Raw genomic sequence first — 17,804 nt, 5'->3', positions numbered from 1 at the left:
GTTACAGCTTTTAAGTCTTGTTCTAATCCTAACTTAGTCTTTTCAATATTAGCATTGATAGCTTGAGCCATAATACCAAATTCATCCTTGCTTTTTACTAGAATAGGTTTAGGAGCATTTTTAGATTCATGGTTTAAATAAGAGAAGAAACCACTTAGGCCATTTTGAATGGAGGAGAGGGGTTTTAAGAGGTAGGAGATAAAAAGTTTTATTAAAATTAAAACTGCAATAATAGCAATACAACTTATGATAACTTGCTGTTTTAAGATAGAAGTGCTTGCATGATCATAAACGCTTTCTTGAGTAATAGAGCAGATATTAAAAAGCGGATTAATCGTAGCATTACACATTACCGCTTGTGAAACCCCCTTATCATCGTGTGCGATAAAAATTTCTACATTATCTTTATTTAAGATAGTAGGATCATTCTTAAAGGCTTGTGCTATATTTTGGCTTAAGGCATTTTTGGTAAGCATTCTTTTGGTGTCTTCATGAAACATAATAGTTCCATCAGGTGCATAAACGCCTACATAAGAATTTTGAGAATGCCCTAAGGTTAGAACATCTTGTGAGAATTTTTCTAAGTTGTATACACCAGCAACAACCCCGATAATTTCTCCATCACGCTTTACTGCATAGGAGTAAGTTACAGAAAAATGCCCAGTAGTAATGGACTTGTAAGGCTCAGTTACTGCAACTTCATTGACTTTTAGTGCAGAGAGATACCAAGGACGCGTTCTTGGGTCAAATCCATCTTGTGTAGCACTTCTTTTGCTTCTGTCAAATTGATAGGTAATTCCATCTTTTGTGGCAAAAAATACTGTGTCAAACCCCATATTATCTTTAGTGAGTTGTAGAATATTGTAGATATTATTTTCACTCAAAGGTGTGCTTGGATTTTCAAAAAATTCTCCCATTTCTTGAATGGCACTTCTTTTTAGGTTTGAATAAAATTCAAAGAAATATCCCACATCATAGAGAACTTTTTGTTGATTTTCTTTAAGGTAGCTAAAGCTACTTTCTTTAGCACTAAAATAGCTTACTCCACTAACGATAACCAAAACAATCACAAATAAAATGCCGATTAGATAGACAATCTTAGAAGATACTGATTTTTTCATTTGATGCTTTTCTCCCATTTTATTGAAATTAAAATCAACCTTAAATGTTTTAAGGATTCTATTAATTATATATTCTTTATTCTTTGTGAAAATATAAAAAAAATGCCATTTTTTAAGGCGTTTTTGGATTATGTAATTTTTATTATAATATTTGTAGATTACAAAAAATTAAATTTTTAACCTTAAATTTTATGTTTTTTCTTTTATAAGATTTTTATTTTAATTTGAATTTTTTTATAGAGCTTTGTCTCATATAGTTTATGAATAATTAATTTATTATTTTTTAGTTTAGATAATCTAAATAAATTTATAATATAAATTTTTTGAAAAAATATTTCCTAAAATTCTTCTCTGTAAAATATTAGAAATAATTATGCGAAGATTTATAAGAAAAATTATAATTATTTTGCATTTGTTGTAAATAAGTTACTTTTTTACAATTTTCTTAAAAATTTGTTAAATAATGATTAATTTTAGAGGGTTATAATTTTATAAAAATTAAAGGAGAAATTTAACAATGAAAAGAATGATTGCTAAAAGTTTGCTAGTAATGGGGATAGCACCATTAAGTCTTTTTGCAGCGGATAAAATAGAGCTTTATAATAGTCCTTTTTGTGGTTGTTGTAAAATGTGGGAAGAATATATGGTAAAAAAGGGTTATGAAGTCAAAAGCACTTATGCAGAAGATATTGCAAAGATTAAAGAAAAATATAATATCAAACCAGAGTATCAAAGTTGCCATACAGGGATTATTGAAGGATATGTGGTGGAAGGGCATGTCCCTGAAGATGCATTACAATGGTTGCTAAAGAATAAGCCTAAAGATGTTATAGGTGTCTCAACTCCAGGTATGCCAATAGGAAGTCCAGGAATGGAGCAGGGTAATGTAGAAGAAGAATATCCTGTGATTTTGATGCTAAAAGATGGAAGCTATAAAACTTATGGAATTTATAAAGGACACAAATTAATCAAAAAAGTTATATAAGAATATACTTGACTTAGGAAGAGGGGGATAGGTAAAAATAAATTGAATTTCTCATTCTCTTTCTTATTTTTAAATAGTCACAAGAAATTTTGTAGTTAAGAGTTTAAAAATACTAAAATTTATATAAATGATAATATTCTTTAAGTTTAAGATTGTAGCAAAAAATAATAATAAATATTATTTTTATTGTTTTTGTGCTATATTATTTTCTATAAAATATCTATGAAAGGGAAATGATTATGAACAATTTAAATGAAACAATTATTTTAGGAGCAGTTTTATTGCTTTGTGTATTTTATTTTGCAATTAAGTTTTTACCTAAAAGGAAAAAAGGTTGCGGATGTGGGTGTGAATGTAACACTAATAAACAAAAAAGATAAAATTTTAATCACTTAAAAATAATTAAGCTTAAATTAGATAAAATTGCCACTTTATTTTAAACTTAAAGGGCAAAAATGAAATTTTTAAAACTTAGTTTAGTAACTTCAGTAGCGATTGCTGGGCTTTCATCTGTGAGTTTTGCACAACCTTTAGAAGAAGCAATTAAAGGAATTGATGTAAGTGGAATGCTACGCTACCGTTATACAGATAATCGTTATGAGGATGAGGATTTTGTAAAAGATAGTTCAAGAAAAGCAAGTAAGGGTGATGCTAGTCATGCTTGGAGGGCAGATGTTCTTTTTAAAACTCCTGTAATCAATGCAGTATCTTTTAATCTGGGTATTGGCTATCATAATGCAGAACAAAATGTAAATCATGGAAACAATGATACAGCGCCAGGAACAGGTAATGGACTTGGAAGTGGAAGTGATGGGAAATTTGGTGTAAGAGAGTTTAATGCACTCATTACTCCAGAATCTACTGCCACAAGCGTAAAAGTAGGTAAGATGATTATGACTATGCCTATTAGCGATACACTAGATGATAGAGGGACAGGTATCTTAGCAACAAACTCTGATTTACCACATTGGACTTTTGTGCTAGGTGCTTATGATTCTTGGAGTGTAGATGATATTCAAGGTGGTTATTGGCTAACTCCCAATAATCAATCTTTTACAAAACCACTTTATACAATCGCAGCAATTAGCAATTATGAAACAAATTATGGAAATTTTGGTTCTCAATTATGGTTCTATGGTGTAAAAGATATGGTGGATGCAGGTGGATTTGGTGAGCTTTCATGGAGTAATAATATTTTCTATCTAAAAGGACAATATGCATTTGCAAAACTCAATAACGATGAAGGTTCTGTGTGGAGGGATTATTATTTAAATATTCATCCTTCACATAGAGCTGGTGGAGTAAAAGAAGCAAACGATCTTTATACGCTAGAAGCAGGTGTGAGATTCCATGAGTTTAATGTCCCAGTAGCACTTAATGTAGGATATTGGGGTAACACTCAAGATGGTTTTGCGGTTTCTTTTGACAATGAAGGTGCATTCCAAAAATATGGACAAATTTGGTTTGAAAGCACTGCAACAGGCGTGGATATTTCTATGTTTAGTAATTATTCTGGAGAAATGCCACATGGATATGAGTCTAATGAGCTTAGCGTAATGTATGCAAATTTAAATTATGATGTTTTGGAAAATTTAAATATTGGTATTGATTATATTTATGGGAAAAATAAGCAAACTAGAGGAATTCCAGGAATGGCAAATAGAGTAGGGGGTGATATAGAATTCCAAGAGATTAATCCAAACATTACTTGGCAATATTCTAAACCTCTTAAATTTGCAATTAATTATTCTTTCTTAACAACAGATAAAGATAATACTTTGATTGCAAGTGATCCTAATGCAAGTGGTCAAAGCAAAGAAACAAGAGATCGTTTCCGTTTTGAAGCAAGATACAATTTCTAAAACTTTTTAAAAGCAAAAGAGATTCTATCTTTTTTGCTTAAAACCTACACATTTTTAAAATCTTTCTTTACTTTTTATAAAATTTAAACGAGCAAAGCTAAAATTAAATTTTATTTTGCTACTTTATGAACGCATATTTATAAACTATCCATTATAAGGAGAACTAATGCGAAGTAAATGGGTAGAAGCCCGTAAAAATGATAAAGTAAAAACGCAACTCTATTATGCAAAGCAAGGCATAATTACAGAAGAGATGCAATATGTTGCAAATATTGAGCATTTAGAAGCTGAACTTATAAGAAAAGAAGTGGCAAAAGGACGCTTGATATTACCTTCAAATATTAACCATACTAATTTAGAGCCTATGGGAATTGGGATTGCTGTTAGAACAAAAATTAATTCTAATATCGGTAGTTCTGCTCTTGCAAGCTCTATTGAAGAAGAAGTGCAAAAAACTCTTATTTCCATTAAGTATGGTGCAGATACTATTATGGATTTAAGCACAGGTGGTGATTTAGATAGCATAAGAGAAGCTGTGATTAAAAACTCTAGCGTTCCTATTGGCACTGTGCCTATCTATCAAATTTTGCACGATGTTAAAAATGATATTAATGCACTAACCATTGATAAAATGCTTGAAGTAATGGAACGACAAGCAAAGCAAGGGGTTAGCTACTTTACGATTCATTGTGGATTCTTGCTAGAGCATATGCCTTCTTTAGCAAAAAGAAAAATGGGTATCGTAAGTCGTGGTGGAAGCCTTATGGCTTCTTGGATGATGCACTATCATAAACAGAATCCTTTTTATGAAGCATTTGATGATATTTTAGAGATTTGCAGAAAATATGATGTATCTTTAAGTCTTGGAGATTCTTTGCGTCCGGGTTGCTTAGCTGATTCTAGTGATGAAGCTCAACTTGGAGAGTTAAAAGTCTTAGGAGAGCTAACCTTAAGGGCATGGGAAAAAGATGTGCAAGTAATGATTGAGGGTCCAGGACATGTGCCTATGAATGAAATTGAACGCAATGTGGAATTGCAAAAAGAGCTTTGTTATGAAGCACCTTTTTATGTTTTAGGACCACTTGTAACAGATATTGCAGCAGGATATGATCATATAGCTTCAGCCATTGGAGCGAGTATTGCAGCTTGGAAGGGCGTGGCGATGCTTTGCTATGTTACTCCAAAAGAGCATTTAGGATTGCCTAATGCAAAAGATGTGCGAGAGGGGATTATAGCCTACAAAATAGCAGCCCATGCAGCCGATATTGCAAGAGGTAGGATTAATGCTAGAGTTAGAGATGATGCTATGAGTAATGCAAGATATAATTTTGATTGGAACAAGCAGTTTGAATTAGCGCTAGATCCAGAGAGAGCTAGAGAATACCATGATGAGAGTTTGCCTCAAGAAGTTTTTAAAGATGCGAAGTTTTGCTCTATGTGCGGACCAAAATTTTGTAGCTATAAAATTTCACAAGAAATAATAGAACAACATAGTTAAGGAGAAAAAGTGAATCAAGAACAATTATTAAATTTATTAAAAGAAGTAATTTATCCTAATTTTGAAAAAGATATTGTAACTTTTGGCTTTGTTAAAGAAATGCTTGTGTATGAAAATGCGGTTTCTATAAGGCTTGAGATTCCATCAGCTTCAAATGATGTGGCAAATTCTCTAAGAGAAGCTATTACACAAAAGTTAAATAATGCAGGAGTTAGCAAAATAAATATTGATATTAAACAACCAGCCCCACAACAACCAAAGCAACCCACTACTAAGAATCTAGCTCCACAAATTAAAAATTTTGTAATGGTAAGCAGTGGTAAAGGGGGTGTGGGTAAATCTACAACAAGTGTAAATTTAGCGATTGCACTTGCAATGCAAGGCAAAAAAGTAGCATTGCTAGATGCAGATATTTATGGTCCAAATGTGCCTAGAATGCTTGGATTAGAAAAAGATAAGCCAGAAGTAGATCAAAAACTAAAAAAGCTTATCCCACTTCAAGCCTATGGGGTAGAGATGATTTCTATGGGTGTGCTTTATGATGAAGGGCAGAGCCTTATTTGGCGTGGTCCTATGATTATTAGAGCGATTGAGCAAATGCTAAGTGATGTGCTTTGGGGTGAGCTTGATGTTATGGTTATTGATATGCCACCAGGAACGGGTGATGCACAGCTAACTTTAGCACAAAGTGTGCCAGTAACTGCAGGAATTGCAGTATCAACCCCGCAAAAAGTTGCCCTAGATGATGGCGCAAGAGCACTAGATATGTTTAAAAAACTAAAAATCCCGCTAGCAGGAATTATTGAAAATATGAGTGGATTTATTTGTCCGGGCTGTGGCGAAGAATATGATATTTTTGGTAAAGGCACAACAGAAGCGATTGCAAAAGAATATGGCACGCAAACCCTAGCACAAATCCCAATTGAACCAAGTGTGAGAGAGGGAGGCGATAGTGGAAAGCCAATTGTGTATTTTAATCCAGAATCTAAATCAGCAAAAGAATATCTAAAAGCTGCAAAAAGTCTATGGGAGTTTATTGAAGAAGTAAATGCTAAAAATCTAGCTGATAACAAAGAGATTCAACCCATTAATACAGGCAAGTCTGCTTGTTCTTCTTAAAAATTTCCCCTTTTGTGGGGGATTTATCATGAGATATAAAAAATTGTTTTAAAAATGTAAAAGTAATTTTATTTTTTGAAAGCAATTTTTAAAAGATTAATTAAGGCAATGAAACAAAAGATAATTTGTTATAATTTTAAAAATTTATTGTAAATATATAAGGAGAGGGTTTTGAAATTTTTTAAGATTCTTTTAGCACCACTTGATTTTATTATGAAATATTTTAAAGCATTGGTGTTTTTGTTGGTTGTATTTTTAATTTTTAGTGTGGGTGAAGGCAAAAGCGAAGAGAATGCAAATTTAGCTAGAATTGATTTAAGCGGTATGATAATAGATAGTGAAAGTTTTTTGGAAGAACTTAGCAAAATAGAGCAAAATCAATCCATTAAAGGCGTGTTATTGGTGGTAAATTCTCCAGGGGGTGCAATCGCTCCTAGTGTGGAGTTAGCAGAAGCCATTAAACGCTTAAAAAGCAAAAAACCAGTGGTAGCTTATGCACAAGGAGTAATGGCAAGCGGAAGCTATATGGCAGGTATGTGGGCAGATAGCATAGTGGCAAATAAAGGAGCACTTTTGGGCTCTATTGGAGTGATTATAGAAGGGGTGGATATTAGTCCGCTTTTAGATAAAATAGGTATCAAATCGCAAACTTTGAAAGCTGGAGTTTATAAGGAAGCAGGAACTTTTGCTCGAGAATGGAATAAAGAGGAAGAGGCTTTGTTAAAAGAGCTTGTAGAAGAGCAATATAAAATGTTTGTAGAAGATGTAGTGCTAGCTCGTGGATTAAAAATAGAAGATGAAAGCAAGTTTGCACAAGGGAGAATTATGAGTGCAAATACAGCCTTAAAACTAGGCTTAATAGATAAAGTGGGAGATATTTATGAAGCACAAGAAGAGTTAAAAGCACTTGCAAAAATCACACAACCCATTTGGCTAGAAAAAAAAGAAGATTTTTTGAATGAAATTTTAGGACAAAGCGTTTCCAAAGGAATTGCCGATGGAATTTTAAATGTTTATTCTAAAATTTATGAAAATCTAAATAGGAATTATTAATGCAATATGCTTTGAAGATACAAACGCCTGATGAAAAAGGTTTGATAGCAAAAATTACAAGTATTTTGTTTGAGTTTGATTTAAATATTTTAAAGAATGATGAATTTGTAGAAAGAGAAGAAAATATTTTCTTTATGCGTTCAGAGTTTGTTGGGGAATGTGATATTGCAAAATTGCATGATAGGATTTGCACAATTTTGCCTAAAGTTGCGAGGGTAGAAATCCAAAAAATACAAAAGCGCAAAATTGTTATTTTATGCACCAAAGAAAATCATTGTTTAGGGGATTTGCTAATCCGTTATGATAGTGGAGAGCTAAACGCTGATATTTTGGCAGTGATTTCAAATTATAAAGATTTAGAACCTTTGGTGCAAAAATTTAATATCCCTTTTGTGTGTGTATCGAGTGAAAATATGCAAAGAGAAGCACATGAGCAAAAAGTGCTAGAGGTTTTAAACAATTATGTATTTGACTATATGGTTTTGGCTAAATATATGCGAATCTTAACCCCTAAATTTGTGAGTGCGTATGAAGGGAAAATCATTAATATCCATCATAGTTTTTTGCCAGCTTTTATTGGCGCAAACCCTTACAAACAAGCCTATAATAGGGGTGTTAAGATTATTGGTGCAACGGCACATTTTGTAAATAATGAGTTAGATGAGGGACCTATTATTTATCAGGATATTATTAAAATTAACCATGCACTTACTTGGAAAGAAATGCAAAAAAATGGGCGAGATGTGGAAAAGATAGTTTTAGCTAAAGCACTTAATTTAGCATTAGAAGAGAGAATTTTTGTTTATAAGAATAAAACTATTGTTTTTTAGAAAATTTTAAAGAAAGCCTAATAAAAAATAGGCTAGAATAATGCGTTTTATTTTTTAATAAAATGACTTCAAATTTTTAAGGAATTGTAGATGTATGCAATCATTCAGAATGGAGGCAAACAATACAAGGTGAGTGAGGGCAATATTATATTGCTAGATTGCTTAAACCTTGAGCCAAAGTCAAAAGTTGAAGTGAATGAAGTTCTTGCTATCTGCGAGGGTAACGATATCAAGCTTGGAGCACCTTATGTAAGTGGGGCTAAAGTAGAGCTAGAAGTTATCAATGAGGGTAGAGGCAAGAAGGTAATCACTTTTAAAAAGCGTCGTAGAAAAGATAGTAAAACCAAAAGAGGCTTTAGAAGAGATTTTACACGCGTTCGTGTTGTGAAAATTTCAGCATAGATTGCTGCATAAGGAGTAAAAATGGCACACAAGAAAGGTCAGGGAAGTACTCAGAATAATAGAGATTCAGCTGGACGCCGTTTAGGTGTGAAAAAATTTGGTGGGGAGTTCGTAAGAGCAGGAAATATTATTATCCGTCAAAGAGGCACTAAAGTGCATCCCGGAAGTAATGTAGGTATGGGAAAAGATCATACTATTTTTGCATTGATTGATGGAATTGTTCAATTTGAAAGAAAAGATAGAAACCGCAAAAAAGTTTCTATTTATCCTGCTTCTTAGAAAACTTCAAAAAGTCTCTCTTTTTGGAGAGACTTCTTATTTAAAATTTAAGGTATTTAATGTTTGTAGATAGTGTTGAAATCTTTGTATCCTCTGGAAAGGGTGGAGAAGGTGCAGTTTCTTTTCGTAGAGAAAAGTTTGTCATCAATGGAGGACCTGATGGTGGAGATGGTGGTAAAGGTGGGAGTGTTTATTTTAAAGTAGATAGAAATACAGATACTTTATCGCATTTTAGAGGACACAAACATTTCAAAGCTCAAAATGGACAGCCTGGACTTGGCAGAAACAAATATGGAAAAAAGGGAGAGGATTTAGAGATTATCGTTCCTCCTGGAACTCAAGTGGTGGATTTAGAAAGCGGGGAAATTTTACTAGATTTATTACAAGATGGAGAAAGGGTTTTATTTTTAGAAGGTGGTAAAGGAGGGCTGGGGAATGCACATTTTAAAAGTGCTACAAACCAACGCCCAACTTACGCACAAAAAGGAATTGCAGGAATTAGCAAAAAGATTCGCTTAGAGTTAAAATTAATAGCAGATGTGGGATTAGTGGGCTTTCCAAATGTAGGTAAATCCACTCTTGTATCGGTGTTATCGAATGCAAAACCAGAAATTGCAAATTATGAATTTACTACCTTGATACCTTCTTTAGGGATTGTAGATGTGGGTGAGTTTCGCTCTTTTGTGATAGCAGATATTCCCGGAATTATCGGTGGGGCAAGTGAGGGGAAAGGCTTAGGGATAGAGTTTTTAAAGCATATTGAACGCACAAGATTCTTGCTTTTTGTGCTTGATATTTCAAATTATAGAGAAATAGCTTTGCAGTTTAAAACCCTAAGGCAAGAGGTAGAAAACTTTAGTAGCGAGTTATCCAAGCGTCCTTTTGGAGTTATTTTTAGTAAGCTTGATACTTTAGAAGAAGAGGAAATTTCCAAAAAAATAGAAGAATTTTTAAAAGAATTTAATTTCTCCTTACAAAAAGCAGAAGACAACCACTATCTTCAAGTTTCTAAAAATGAATATGCAATGGAGTTTGATGCAAATATTCCGCAATTTGTGCTTGGAATCTCTAGTGTTGTGGGGAGAAATTTAGAGATTTTAAAGAAAAGTTTATATGAAAGTGTAAAAAGAAATGCTTAAAGAAAGAATTGTAATTAAAGTTGGCAGTTCTATTTTAGTGGAAAACCAGCTGATTAACTTGCAAAGAATGCAAGCACTTGCAGAGTTAATTGCAAGTTTTAGTGAAAAATATGAGATTATTTTAGTCTCTTCTGGGGCAGTAGCAGCAGGTTATACAAGATTATCTTTAGATAAAAGTGATTTGACAAATAAGCAAGTTTTGGCCTCCATTGGACAACCATTGCTTATGGAGCTTTATGCAGAACTTTTTAAAAAATACAATATTATTACTTCACAAATTTTGCTTACTGCTTATGATTTTGATTCAAGAAAGCATACGCAAAATGCGCAAAATGCAATGGAAGTGCTACTAAAAAATGGGGTTTTGCCTATCGTAAATGAAAATGATGTGATTGCAACAGGGGAGCTAAAATATCTAGGTTTTGGGGACAATGATCAGCTTTCAGCCTATGTTACACATTACTTCAATGCTTCTCTTTTGGTGATTTTAAGTGATATTGATGGTTATTATGATGATAATCCCCATACAAATAAAAATGCAAAAATGTATAAAACTATCCATAAAATTTCAAAAGAAGAACTAGAAGCAAATGCCACTCCGCACAATCAATTTGCCACAGGGGGAATTGTAACTAAGCTAAAGGCTGCTAATTTTCTTTTAGAAAATAATAAAAAAATGTTTTTAACCAGTGGTTATGAGCTAGAGTTTGTAAGAGAATTTTTACAAGTTGGAATAAAAAGTGGAGTATGGAGTAAAGGGACTTTGTTTGCTCCTTTAAAGTAGGGGCTAGATAAGTAAAATTTGGCTATAATAATCAAAAAGGAGCTATTATGGTTTGATTATTCTAAATATGAAAATGGAACGCAAAAGCAATTAGTTTATGCACTTTCTTTGGTGGAGAAAAGAGCGGAAAAACTTGCATTGCAAACAAAAGAAAATAATGAGCTTTTTAAATTTTTAAACGAGAAACTTAAAAATTCTTTTAGTTCTAAAAAAGCCAAAAAAGAAGAACAAAGAAGAATACCTGAACTTGATGAAGCGATAAGGCAGTATAAAAATGGGGAAGTAGAGCGTTATAGTAGCGTAGAAGAAGCATTTAAGGCTTTAAATGCAGAGTAAATACGAAGTTACTTTTTCTAAGAAATTTAAAAAAGATTTTAAAAAAGTAAGTAAAGATGATAAAATAATTCTTAAAGATGTGGTTAATAAACTTGCTAACGATGAAATCTTAGAACCAAAATACAAAGATCACGCCTAAAAGGCGATTATATCGGCTTTAGAGAATGCCATATTAAGGCTTGATTTATTACTCATCTATCGTAAAAATAAAAATATTTTAGAATTGTATCTAGCAAGTTTAGGAAGTCATAATAGTGTGTTTTAGACTTTTTAAGCTTATTGCTAAGTAATAAAACTAAAGCCTTATTTTAGCTAGCTTTAAAAGTTAAAAATAATTTTAGTGGCTTTATAAGAGGATTTTTGCTATCTATTATAAAATCTCTAGGTCTAGTAAAAAGCTATAAAATCTTGTATGATAGAGTTTAGATTCTATAAAAGTTAAATTGCTATTTTTGGATTTTTGTTTAGGATTTATGTTTTTAATCTCATAAATGTAGGGCTTATAAATAGGGGAGTTTAGCTTATAAGTCATTTTTTTAGCATGTGTGCCTTGAAGATAAATTTTGCCTTTAATGATAATTTGGTAAAAATCTATCGCTACAACCGCATTGACTTGCCTATCTTGCTTGTTGATGATTTTATAATAGCTTTTACCAAAGCTATAAAATTCAAAAATAAGATAATGTAAAAAACGAAGCATTTTTGCTTCATCAACTTTAAAGTTATTGTTTAAAACGCTAAGAATAGAGCCTTTAAGCTCCTCTTTGCTTTTTACTTCTATGTTTAAGTCCTTGCAAGCATAAAATGCACCCCCACAAATTATACAAGGCTTTTGTAGCATTGAAGCATACAAACCAACACCAGAATTTATCAATACACAAGCTTTGGCTATTTGCAAAAGATCTAAAAAATGTGTATCATCAGGAGCAAAAAGCAAATTGTTATAAGCTTTTTTGTTAAGACTTGAATCAAGTGGGTGTTTTTTAGCTATAAAGACTATATCTTGTTTTATAAAATCTTTAGCGAGTGTATCGATGATTTCTAAAAAACCTTGATAATCAAAAGGTGGTTTGGAAAAATATTGAATTACCGTATCGCTTGGCACTTGTAAGGGGACAAAAATTACTTTTTTGTGACGGATTTCTAGTCTTCTTCTAAGTTCAATTTCATTTTGCCTTAAGCCTTGTTTTTCAAGAAAGTTTTCATTGTTAAAAAGCTCATTTTTAATAAAAGCTTTTGTTTTTAGGATTTGTTCTTCGTTTAAATTTTTATTCCAAAGTTTTTCATTATAAGAGGCTGAATCATAATTAAAGCCCTTAGTATCAAAAAACCAGCTATCATTTATCGCACCTCGCTCCCAAATGAGATAAGGGATATTTTGCTCTTTGCAAAAGTTATAAATTTCAAGTCTTAATTCGTTGCCATAGGGATTAAATAAAATAATATTAGCAATTTGATTATTTTTTAGAAATTTTATAAATGCTTGTTTGTTAAATACTAATCTATCTCCTATATAGTCAAAAAAATCTTGCTCTAATTTAAAAATACATTCACCTATAAAGACGCTTATTTGATTTAAAATGCGATGTGAGGTGGAGTTTTCTTTAAAAAGTGCAAGATTTTTTGCTAGGTTTAGGGGGTTAGAATACAAAGGCTCTATGAAATGATTTTTATTTTGCAAATTTTTAATAAACTTTTTATGGTTTAATTCTTTGTTGTTAAAGTATTTGTTTTGATTGGGCTCAATATGCCAAAGATGATAAATATAGATTCCATGCAATATTGCTTCGTTTCCTACAAGTGCAAATAAAGCTCTAAAGCCTTTATAGTTATTAAAATCCCAATTTTTTACAAAATAAGTTAAATCATCGGGTAAGGCTTCAAACTCTGCACAATTTTTTAAAACCCGTATCATTAAATCAAAGTCTTCACTGCCATGTCCTACAAATCCTTTATCATATCCGCCAAGTTCTAAGAATTTAAAACGATTCATTATGATGGTGCTTGAAGCAGGAGATGAGAATTTTATCAATTTTTTATCAAATAGTAAATCTTGTTGAATTATATTATCCCATAAAGAAAGTTTGTAGTTTTGTAAAGATTCTGTGCCAAATTCGGTTAAATATATACAAGGTAAAACCAAAAAGGCATTAGGATTTTTATCTATTTCTTTTATAGTTATTAGCTCTAAAATGTTTTTAAATTTGCTTTGCTTATCACACAATCTACATCTAAAGACATTGCTACATTGCTTTTTGCGTTAATAATGCCTAAATTTCTGCATTGTCCTGTTGAAAAAGCCTTGCTAGATTGTTGGGCTTCATCTTTAAAATAACGATGCCCTTTGCTTTCAATCAAGCTTTTAAGCTCTGGGTGTTCTAAAGAGGAAAACCCTTCTACAAAGATATATTCTACTAGCTCATCGCTTTTATATTCATTCGCTTTGCTTATCACTCTTTCTTTGATATAGGGGCGCTCCTCGCTTGTGCCAAAAGGGATAATAATAGATAACTTCGCCAAAATTTATCCTTTTTCTATGAGAAATATGGCAAAAATTATAGATAAACGATACTTAAATTATACTTTTACAATAATTTATTTGCTTAGAATTATAGATTAACTATAAAAGTAAAGCAGAAAAATGAAAGTAGTTGAGCGTATTAATGAAATTTTAAAAGAAAAAAATATCAGTAAAAAAGAGCTTGCTAGTCGCCTAATCAATCTAGGAATGAAAGCAAATAAAACAGGTGAGATTCCCACACTTTCAAGCATTTATGCCTATTTAAATGGAAATATTGATATAAAAGCAGATATGATACCCTTCATTGCCGATGCTTTGGGGGTGTGTGAACAAGAGCTTTTTAGCGATAATAAAAAGAAAAATTTAAAAATATTAAGCAAAATTTATAGTTTTAAAGAAGATGCAAACTATCCACAGCTTATAGAGCTTTTAGAATATCTTTCGCCAAAAAGCTTAGAAAGTTTAGAAAAAGTTTTAAAACAGAATAAAGAGCAAGTTTTAGAGCTAAATAATTTTCTTAAAAACAATTTAAACAAAGAAAGTTAAGTTTGTGATTAAACTTTATTTAAAGCGTTTTTGTTATGATTTTTGAAACAATTTAATAAGGTAAATAAAGCATGAAAATAATCTTTATGGGAACTCCTATGTATGCAAGTGTGATTTTAGAAGCACTTTTGCAAAAGCACGAAGTTGTGGCACTCATCGCACAAGAAGATAAAAGGGCAGGAAGAAATATGCAGCTTAAAATGCCCTATACTAAAGAATTGCTTTTCAATAAAGGCTTAAATGAGAAAATACCCATTTTTCAGCCCTCAAAATTAGATGAGGGATTTTATGAAGAAATTAGCAAAATTGCGTGCGATGTGATTATCGTGGCAGCTTATGGGAAGATTTTACCTAAAAAGATTTTGTCTTTAGCACCTTGTATTAACTTGCATGCTTCTATTTTGCCAAAATATCGCGGTGCAAGTCCGATTCAAAGTGCGATTTTAGAAGAGGAAGAATATTTTGGTGTTACGGCTATGAAGATGGAAGAGGGGCTTGATTGTGGAGAGATTTTGGGAATCTCTGCTTTTAAAAATCAAAAAGAAGGAGCAGTAGAGCTTTTTTCTAAGTTGTCTTTTGAGGCTGCAAAATTAACTTTGGAGCTTTTAGAATTTGGGATAGAGAATATTTCTCCCCTTAAACAATTAGAATGTAATAAAAGTTTATGCAAAAAAATCAAAAAAGAAGAGGGGAGAGTGGAGCTAAGAAGTGCTAAAGAGGTGTATTTAAAATCTTTAGCATATGAGGGGTGGCCTGAAATCTCTTTAGCTAATCAAATCAAGCTTAAAAATATCCATTTAAATGAAGAGGATTCAAGCAATCTTGAGGGAGTGATTTTGCAAATCCAAAAAGATAAGATTTTGTTAGGTTGTAAAAAAGGGAGTATTTTTGTAGAGATTATCCAAGCACCTTCTAAAAAGCCCATGAATGCTTATGATTATTTACAAGGAAAAAGATTAAAAGTAGGGGATATTTTAAGTTAGATGAAAATTTTAAAATTTGATAGTTTACCCTCAACCCATACTTATTTAATAGAGGCTATTAAAAAGGATACTTTAGAAGCGCCTGTTTTGGTTTTAGCAAAAAGGCAGACACAAGGCATAGGGAGTCGTGCAAACTCGTGGGAAGAAGTGGAAGAAGGATTGTATTTTTCTTGTGCTTTGTTTTTGGAGAGTTTGCCAAAAGATTTGCCTTTGGAATCTATTTCACTTTATTTTGGATATTTGTTTAAAGAAAGCTTAGATGAGCTTGGCTCTAAGCTTTGGCTAAAATGGCCTAATGATTTGTATATAGAAGATAAAAAGATAGGTGGAATTTTGTGCTCTAAGATGGGCGGGGTAATTATTGTAGGTATTGGACTTAATTTAAAAGTTACACAAAGTTCTTTTGGTATGCTTGATATTAAGGCAACACAAGAAGAAATTTTAGAAAAATTCATAAAAAAAGTAAAAAAAACTTTATCGTGGAAGCAAATTTTTAGTAAATATAAGTTAGAATTCTCTAAAAGTTTGAATTTTGGTTTTCATATAGATAATAAAAGGCTTTCTTTAGAGAATGCGATATTGTGTGAAGATGGTTCAATTCTTTCAAATGGGAAACGATATTATAGTTTGAGATAATGGGGAATGTTGATGTGTGAAGTTATTTCTATTGCTAATCAAAAAGGTGGGGTTGGTAAAACAACCACTGCTGTAAATTTGGCAGCTTCTTTGGCTGTTGAAGAAAAGAAAGTATTGTTGATTGATGCAGATCCGCAAGCTAATGCAACAACAAGTTTAGGATTCCATCGCAATACAATAGAGTTTAATATCTATCATGTTTTAATAGGGACAAAGAAGCTTTCACAAATTATCCAAAAGACTTCCATACCCACTTTGCATCTAGCTCCTTCTAATATAGGTTTGGTTGGTATTGAAAAAGAATTTTATAGCCAACAAAAACGCAATGGTAGAGAACTTATTTTGAAAAAGAAAATTGAAGAAGTTATGGAAACTTATGATTATGTGATTATAGATTCTCCTCCTGCGCTTGGTCCTTTAACGATCAATGCTTTGAGTGCTTCACATTCTGTGATTATTCCTATACAATGTGAGTTTTTTGCACTAGAGGGATTAGCACAACTTATTAATACAATTAATATCTTAAGAAAAGAGATTAATCCAGATTTGGTAATTAAAGGTTTATTGCCAACGATGTATAGTTCACAAAATAATCTTTCAAGGCAGGTATTGGCAGATTTGTTACAACATTTTGATAGTAAGCTGATTAAAGAAAATACTACAAGTAGTGTAGTAACTATTCCTAGAAATATAAAATTAGCAGAATCCCCTAGTTTTGGTAAGCCAGTAATTTTATATGATGTGCGATCTCAAGGGAATATTGCTTATCAAAGTCTTGCGAGAGCAATTTTAAAGAGGGCTTAATGGCTAAAAAAAATATGGGTTTAGGTAGAGGACTTAGTGCGATCTTAGGAGAAGTGGAAGAAGCTTATCAAAATGATTTGCGTGATAATTCAGGCTTAGTAGTGGAGCTTGATATTAAAGATATTTTTCCAAATCCTATGCAACCACGGCGTATTTTTGATGAGGCGAGTCTGCAAGAGCTAGCAGCTTCTATTGAAGAACATGGACTTTTACAGCCTATTATTGTTTATGAGGGCAATGAAGAAGGAAAATATTTTTTAATTGCAGGAGAGCGAAGGCTTAGAGCAAGTAAAATAGCCAAAAAAGATAGTATTAAAGCTATTGTAGTGGATATCAAAGAAGAAAAATTACGTGAACTTGCTTTGATTGAAAATATTCAAAGGGAAGATTTAAATCCCATTGATTTAGCATACTCCTATAAAGAACTTATTAATAGCTATGGTATTACGCATGAAGAGTTAGCCAAAAGATTATTTAAATCAAGAGCGCAAATTACTAATACTCTAAGACTTTTGGAGCTTAGCGAGGTGGTGCAACAATATATTGTTGATAACAAAATTACACAAGGGCATGCAAAAATTTTAGTAACTTTGCCCAAAGAAGAACAAGAGCTTATTGCAAATTCTATCATCGGGCAAAAGCTAAGTGTGCATGAGAGCGAAAAGCTTATTAAAAGTTATAAAAATAAAGAAAAACATAATGTTCCTAAAGTTACTTTAGAGATTTCAAAAGATAAGCAAGTAAAAATAAAGCAACTATGTGAGCTTTTAAAAGAGCAAAAAGTTAAGGCAAATTTTACTAAAAATCGTTTCATTGTAGAATTTAGTAACGATAAGGAGGTGGATAACTTTGTTGAATTGTTAAGCAACTCTAGAATTTAAGAAAACCTTAGCTGTTTTAGTGTTA

Annotated in this window: 20 protein-coding genes and 1 pseudogene; 18 read left to right on the top strand and 3 right to left on the bottom strand. The window is 32.0% G+C overall.

Annotation, left to right across the window (positions count from 1 at the left end):
• A partial coding sequence (locus EBF09_RS06335; protein ID WP_198672548.1) for a PDC sensor domain-containing protein occupies positions 1–1,121 on the bottom strand: 1,121 nt, incomplete at its 3' end.
• 526 nt (positions 1,122–1,647) lie between these two features.
• Here EBF09_RS06335 and EBF09_RS06330 point away from each other — a divergent pair.
• From EBF09_RS06330 to EBF09_RS09350, 13 genes are all read left to right on the top strand, one after another.
• Complete coding sequence (locus EBF09_RS06330) at positions 1,648–2,106, top strand: DUF411 domain-containing protein (protein ID WP_121764294.1); 459 nt, start codon at positions 1,648–1,650, stop codon at positions 2,104–2,106.
• A 233-nt stretch (positions 2,107–2,339) separates the two neighbouring features.
• The gene (locus EBF09_RS09550; RefSeq protein ID WP_121764292.1) at positions 2,340–2,486 is read left to right on the top strand and encodes a FeoB-associated Cys-rich membrane protein; all 147 of its coding nucleotides are present in this window, start codon (positions 2,340–2,342) and stop codon (positions 2,484–2,486) included.
• A 75-nt stretch (positions 2,487–2,561) separates the two neighbouring features.
• On the top strand, positions 2,562–3,968 hold the full coding sequence (locus EBF09_RS06320; protein WP_121764291.1) for a major outer membrane protein: 1,407 nt from the start codon (positions 2,562–2,564) through the stop codon (positions 3,966–3,968).
• A 166-nt stretch (positions 3,969–4,134) separates the two neighbouring features.
• Positions 4,135–5,466, top strand: coding sequence for a phosphomethylpyrimidine synthase ThiC (gene thiC, locus EBF09_RS06315; protein WP_121764290.1), 1,332 nt, complete (start codon positions 4,135–4,137; stop codon positions 5,464–5,466).
• A gap of 9 nt (positions 5,467–5,475) precedes the next feature.
• Complete coding sequence (locus tag EBF09_RS06310; RefSeq protein WP_121764289.1) at positions 5,476–6,585, top strand: Mrp/NBP35 family ATP-binding protein; 1,110 nt, start codon at positions 5,476–5,478, stop codon at positions 6,583–6,585.
• A 171-nt stretch (positions 6,586–6,756) separates the two neighbouring features.
• The gene (gene sppA / locus EBF09_RS06305; RefSeq protein WP_121764288.1) at positions 6,757–7,638 is read left to right on the top strand and encodes a signal peptide peptidase SppA; all 882 of its coding nucleotides are present in this window, start codon (positions 6,757–6,759) and stop codon (positions 7,636–7,638) included.
• Positions 7,638–8,468, top strand: coding sequence for a formyltetrahydrofolate deformylase (gene purU / locus EBF09_RS06300; protein WP_121764287.1), 831 nt, complete (start codon positions 7,638–7,640; stop codon positions 8,466–8,468). The genes sppA and purU overlap by 1 nt, the downstream gene beginning before the upstream one ends.
• Before the next feature lie 90 nt (positions 8,469–8,558).
• A complete protein-coding gene (rplU, locus tag EBF09_RS06295; RefSeq protein ID WP_121764286.1) occupies positions 8,559–8,870 on the top strand; it encodes a 50S ribosomal protein L21 in 312 nt (103 codons plus the stop codon).
• 21 nt (positions 8,871–8,891) lie between these two features.
• On the top strand, positions 8,892–9,149 hold the full coding sequence (rpmA, locus tag EBF09_RS06290) for a 50S ribosomal protein L27 (protein WP_111230235.1): 258 nt from the start codon (positions 8,892–8,894) through the stop codon (positions 9,147–9,149).
• 59 nt (positions 9,150–9,208) lie between these two features.
• Positions 9,209–10,288, top strand: coding sequence for a GTPase ObgE (gene obgE / locus EBF09_RS06285; protein ID WP_121764285.1), 1,080 nt, complete (start codon positions 9,209–9,211; stop codon positions 10,286–10,288).
• Positions 10,281–11,072: a glutamate 5-kinase gene (gene proB, locus EBF09_RS06280; RefSeq protein ID WP_121764284.1), complete on the top strand. Its 792-nt coding sequence runs from the start codon at positions 10,281–10,283 to the stop codon at positions 11,070–11,072. Before obgE ends, proB begins: the two co-directional genes overlap by 8 nt.
• An 18-nt stretch (positions 11,073–11,090) precedes the next feature.
• A complete protein-coding gene (locus tag EBF09_RS06275; protein WP_232817676.1) occupies positions 11,091–11,408 on the top strand; it encodes a hypothetical protein in 318 nt (105 codons plus the stop codon).
• Entirely contained in the window at positions 11,398–11,547 is a 150-nt protein-coding gene (locus EBF09_RS09350; RefSeq protein WP_232817675.1) for a type II toxin-antitoxin system YafQ family toxin, read from the top strand. The genes EBF09_RS06275 and EBF09_RS09350 overlap by 11 nt, the downstream gene beginning before the upstream one ends.
• A 231-nt stretch (positions 11,548–11,778) precedes the next feature.
• Here the strand turns inward: EBF09_RS09350 and EBF09_RS06265 are convergent, their stop codons facing one another.
• Positions 11,779–13,059, bottom strand: coding sequence for a capsular polysaccharide export protein, LipB/KpsS family (locus EBF09_RS06265; protein WP_408609810.1), 1,281 nt, complete (start codon positions 13,057–13,059; stop codon positions 11,779–11,781).
• An 84-nt stretch (positions 13,060–13,143) separates the two neighbouring features.
• Positions 13,144–13,862, bottom strand: a pseudogene (locus EBF09_RS09545) (galactosyltransferase-related protein); the annotation flags it as partial.
• A 187-nt stretch (positions 13,863–14,049) separates the two neighbouring features.
• On the opposite strand from EBF09_RS09545, the gene EBF09_RS06255 reads away from it, so the two are divergent.
• The 5 genes from EBF09_RS06255 to EBF09_RS06235 all read left to right on the top strand — a co-directional run bounded on the left by EBF09_RS06255 (position 14,050) and on the right by EBF09_RS06235 (position 17,779).
• A complete protein-coding gene (locus EBF09_RS06255; RefSeq protein ID WP_121764281.1) occupies positions 14,050–14,475 on the top strand; it encodes a helix-turn-helix domain-containing protein in 426 nt (141 codons plus the stop codon).
• Between the two features lie 71 nt (positions 14,476–14,546).
• Complete coding sequence (locus EBF09_RS06250) at positions 14,547–15,458, top strand: methionyl-tRNA formyltransferase (RefSeq protein ID WP_121764280.1); 912 nt, start codon at positions 14,547–14,549, stop codon at positions 15,456–15,458.
• Positions 15,459–16,094, top strand: coding sequence for a biotin--[acetyl-CoA-carboxylase] ligase (locus tag EBF09_RS06245; protein ID WP_121764279.1), 636 nt, complete (start codon positions 15,459–15,461; stop codon positions 16,092–16,094).
• 12 nt (positions 16,095–16,106) lie between these two features.
• Positions 16,107–16,898 carry a ParA family protein gene (locus EBF09_RS06240; protein WP_121764278.1) on the top strand — a complete coding sequence of 264 codons (792 nt, stop codon included), beginning with the start codon at positions 16,107–16,109 and terminating at the stop codon, positions 16,896–16,898.
• Positions 16,898–17,779, top strand: a complete 882-nt coding sequence (locus tag EBF09_RS06235) for a ParB/RepB/Spo0J family partition protein (RefSeq protein WP_121764277.1) — start codon at positions 16,898–16,900, stop codon at positions 17,777–17,779. The genes EBF09_RS06240 and EBF09_RS06235 overlap by 1 nt, the downstream gene beginning before the upstream one ends.
• The last annotated feature ends 25 nt before the right edge of the window (positions 17,780–17,804 follow it).

Origin of the sequence: Helicobacter burdigaliensis (genome assembly GCF_003670295.1) — a bacterium.
Taxonomy (GTDB): Bacteria; Campylobacterota; Campylobacteria; order Campylobacterales; family Helicobacteraceae; genus Helicobacter_D; species Helicobacter_D burdigaliensis.
Note: the sequence above shows the minus strand (reverse complement) of the source record. Positions and strands in the feature narration are given on the sequence as shown.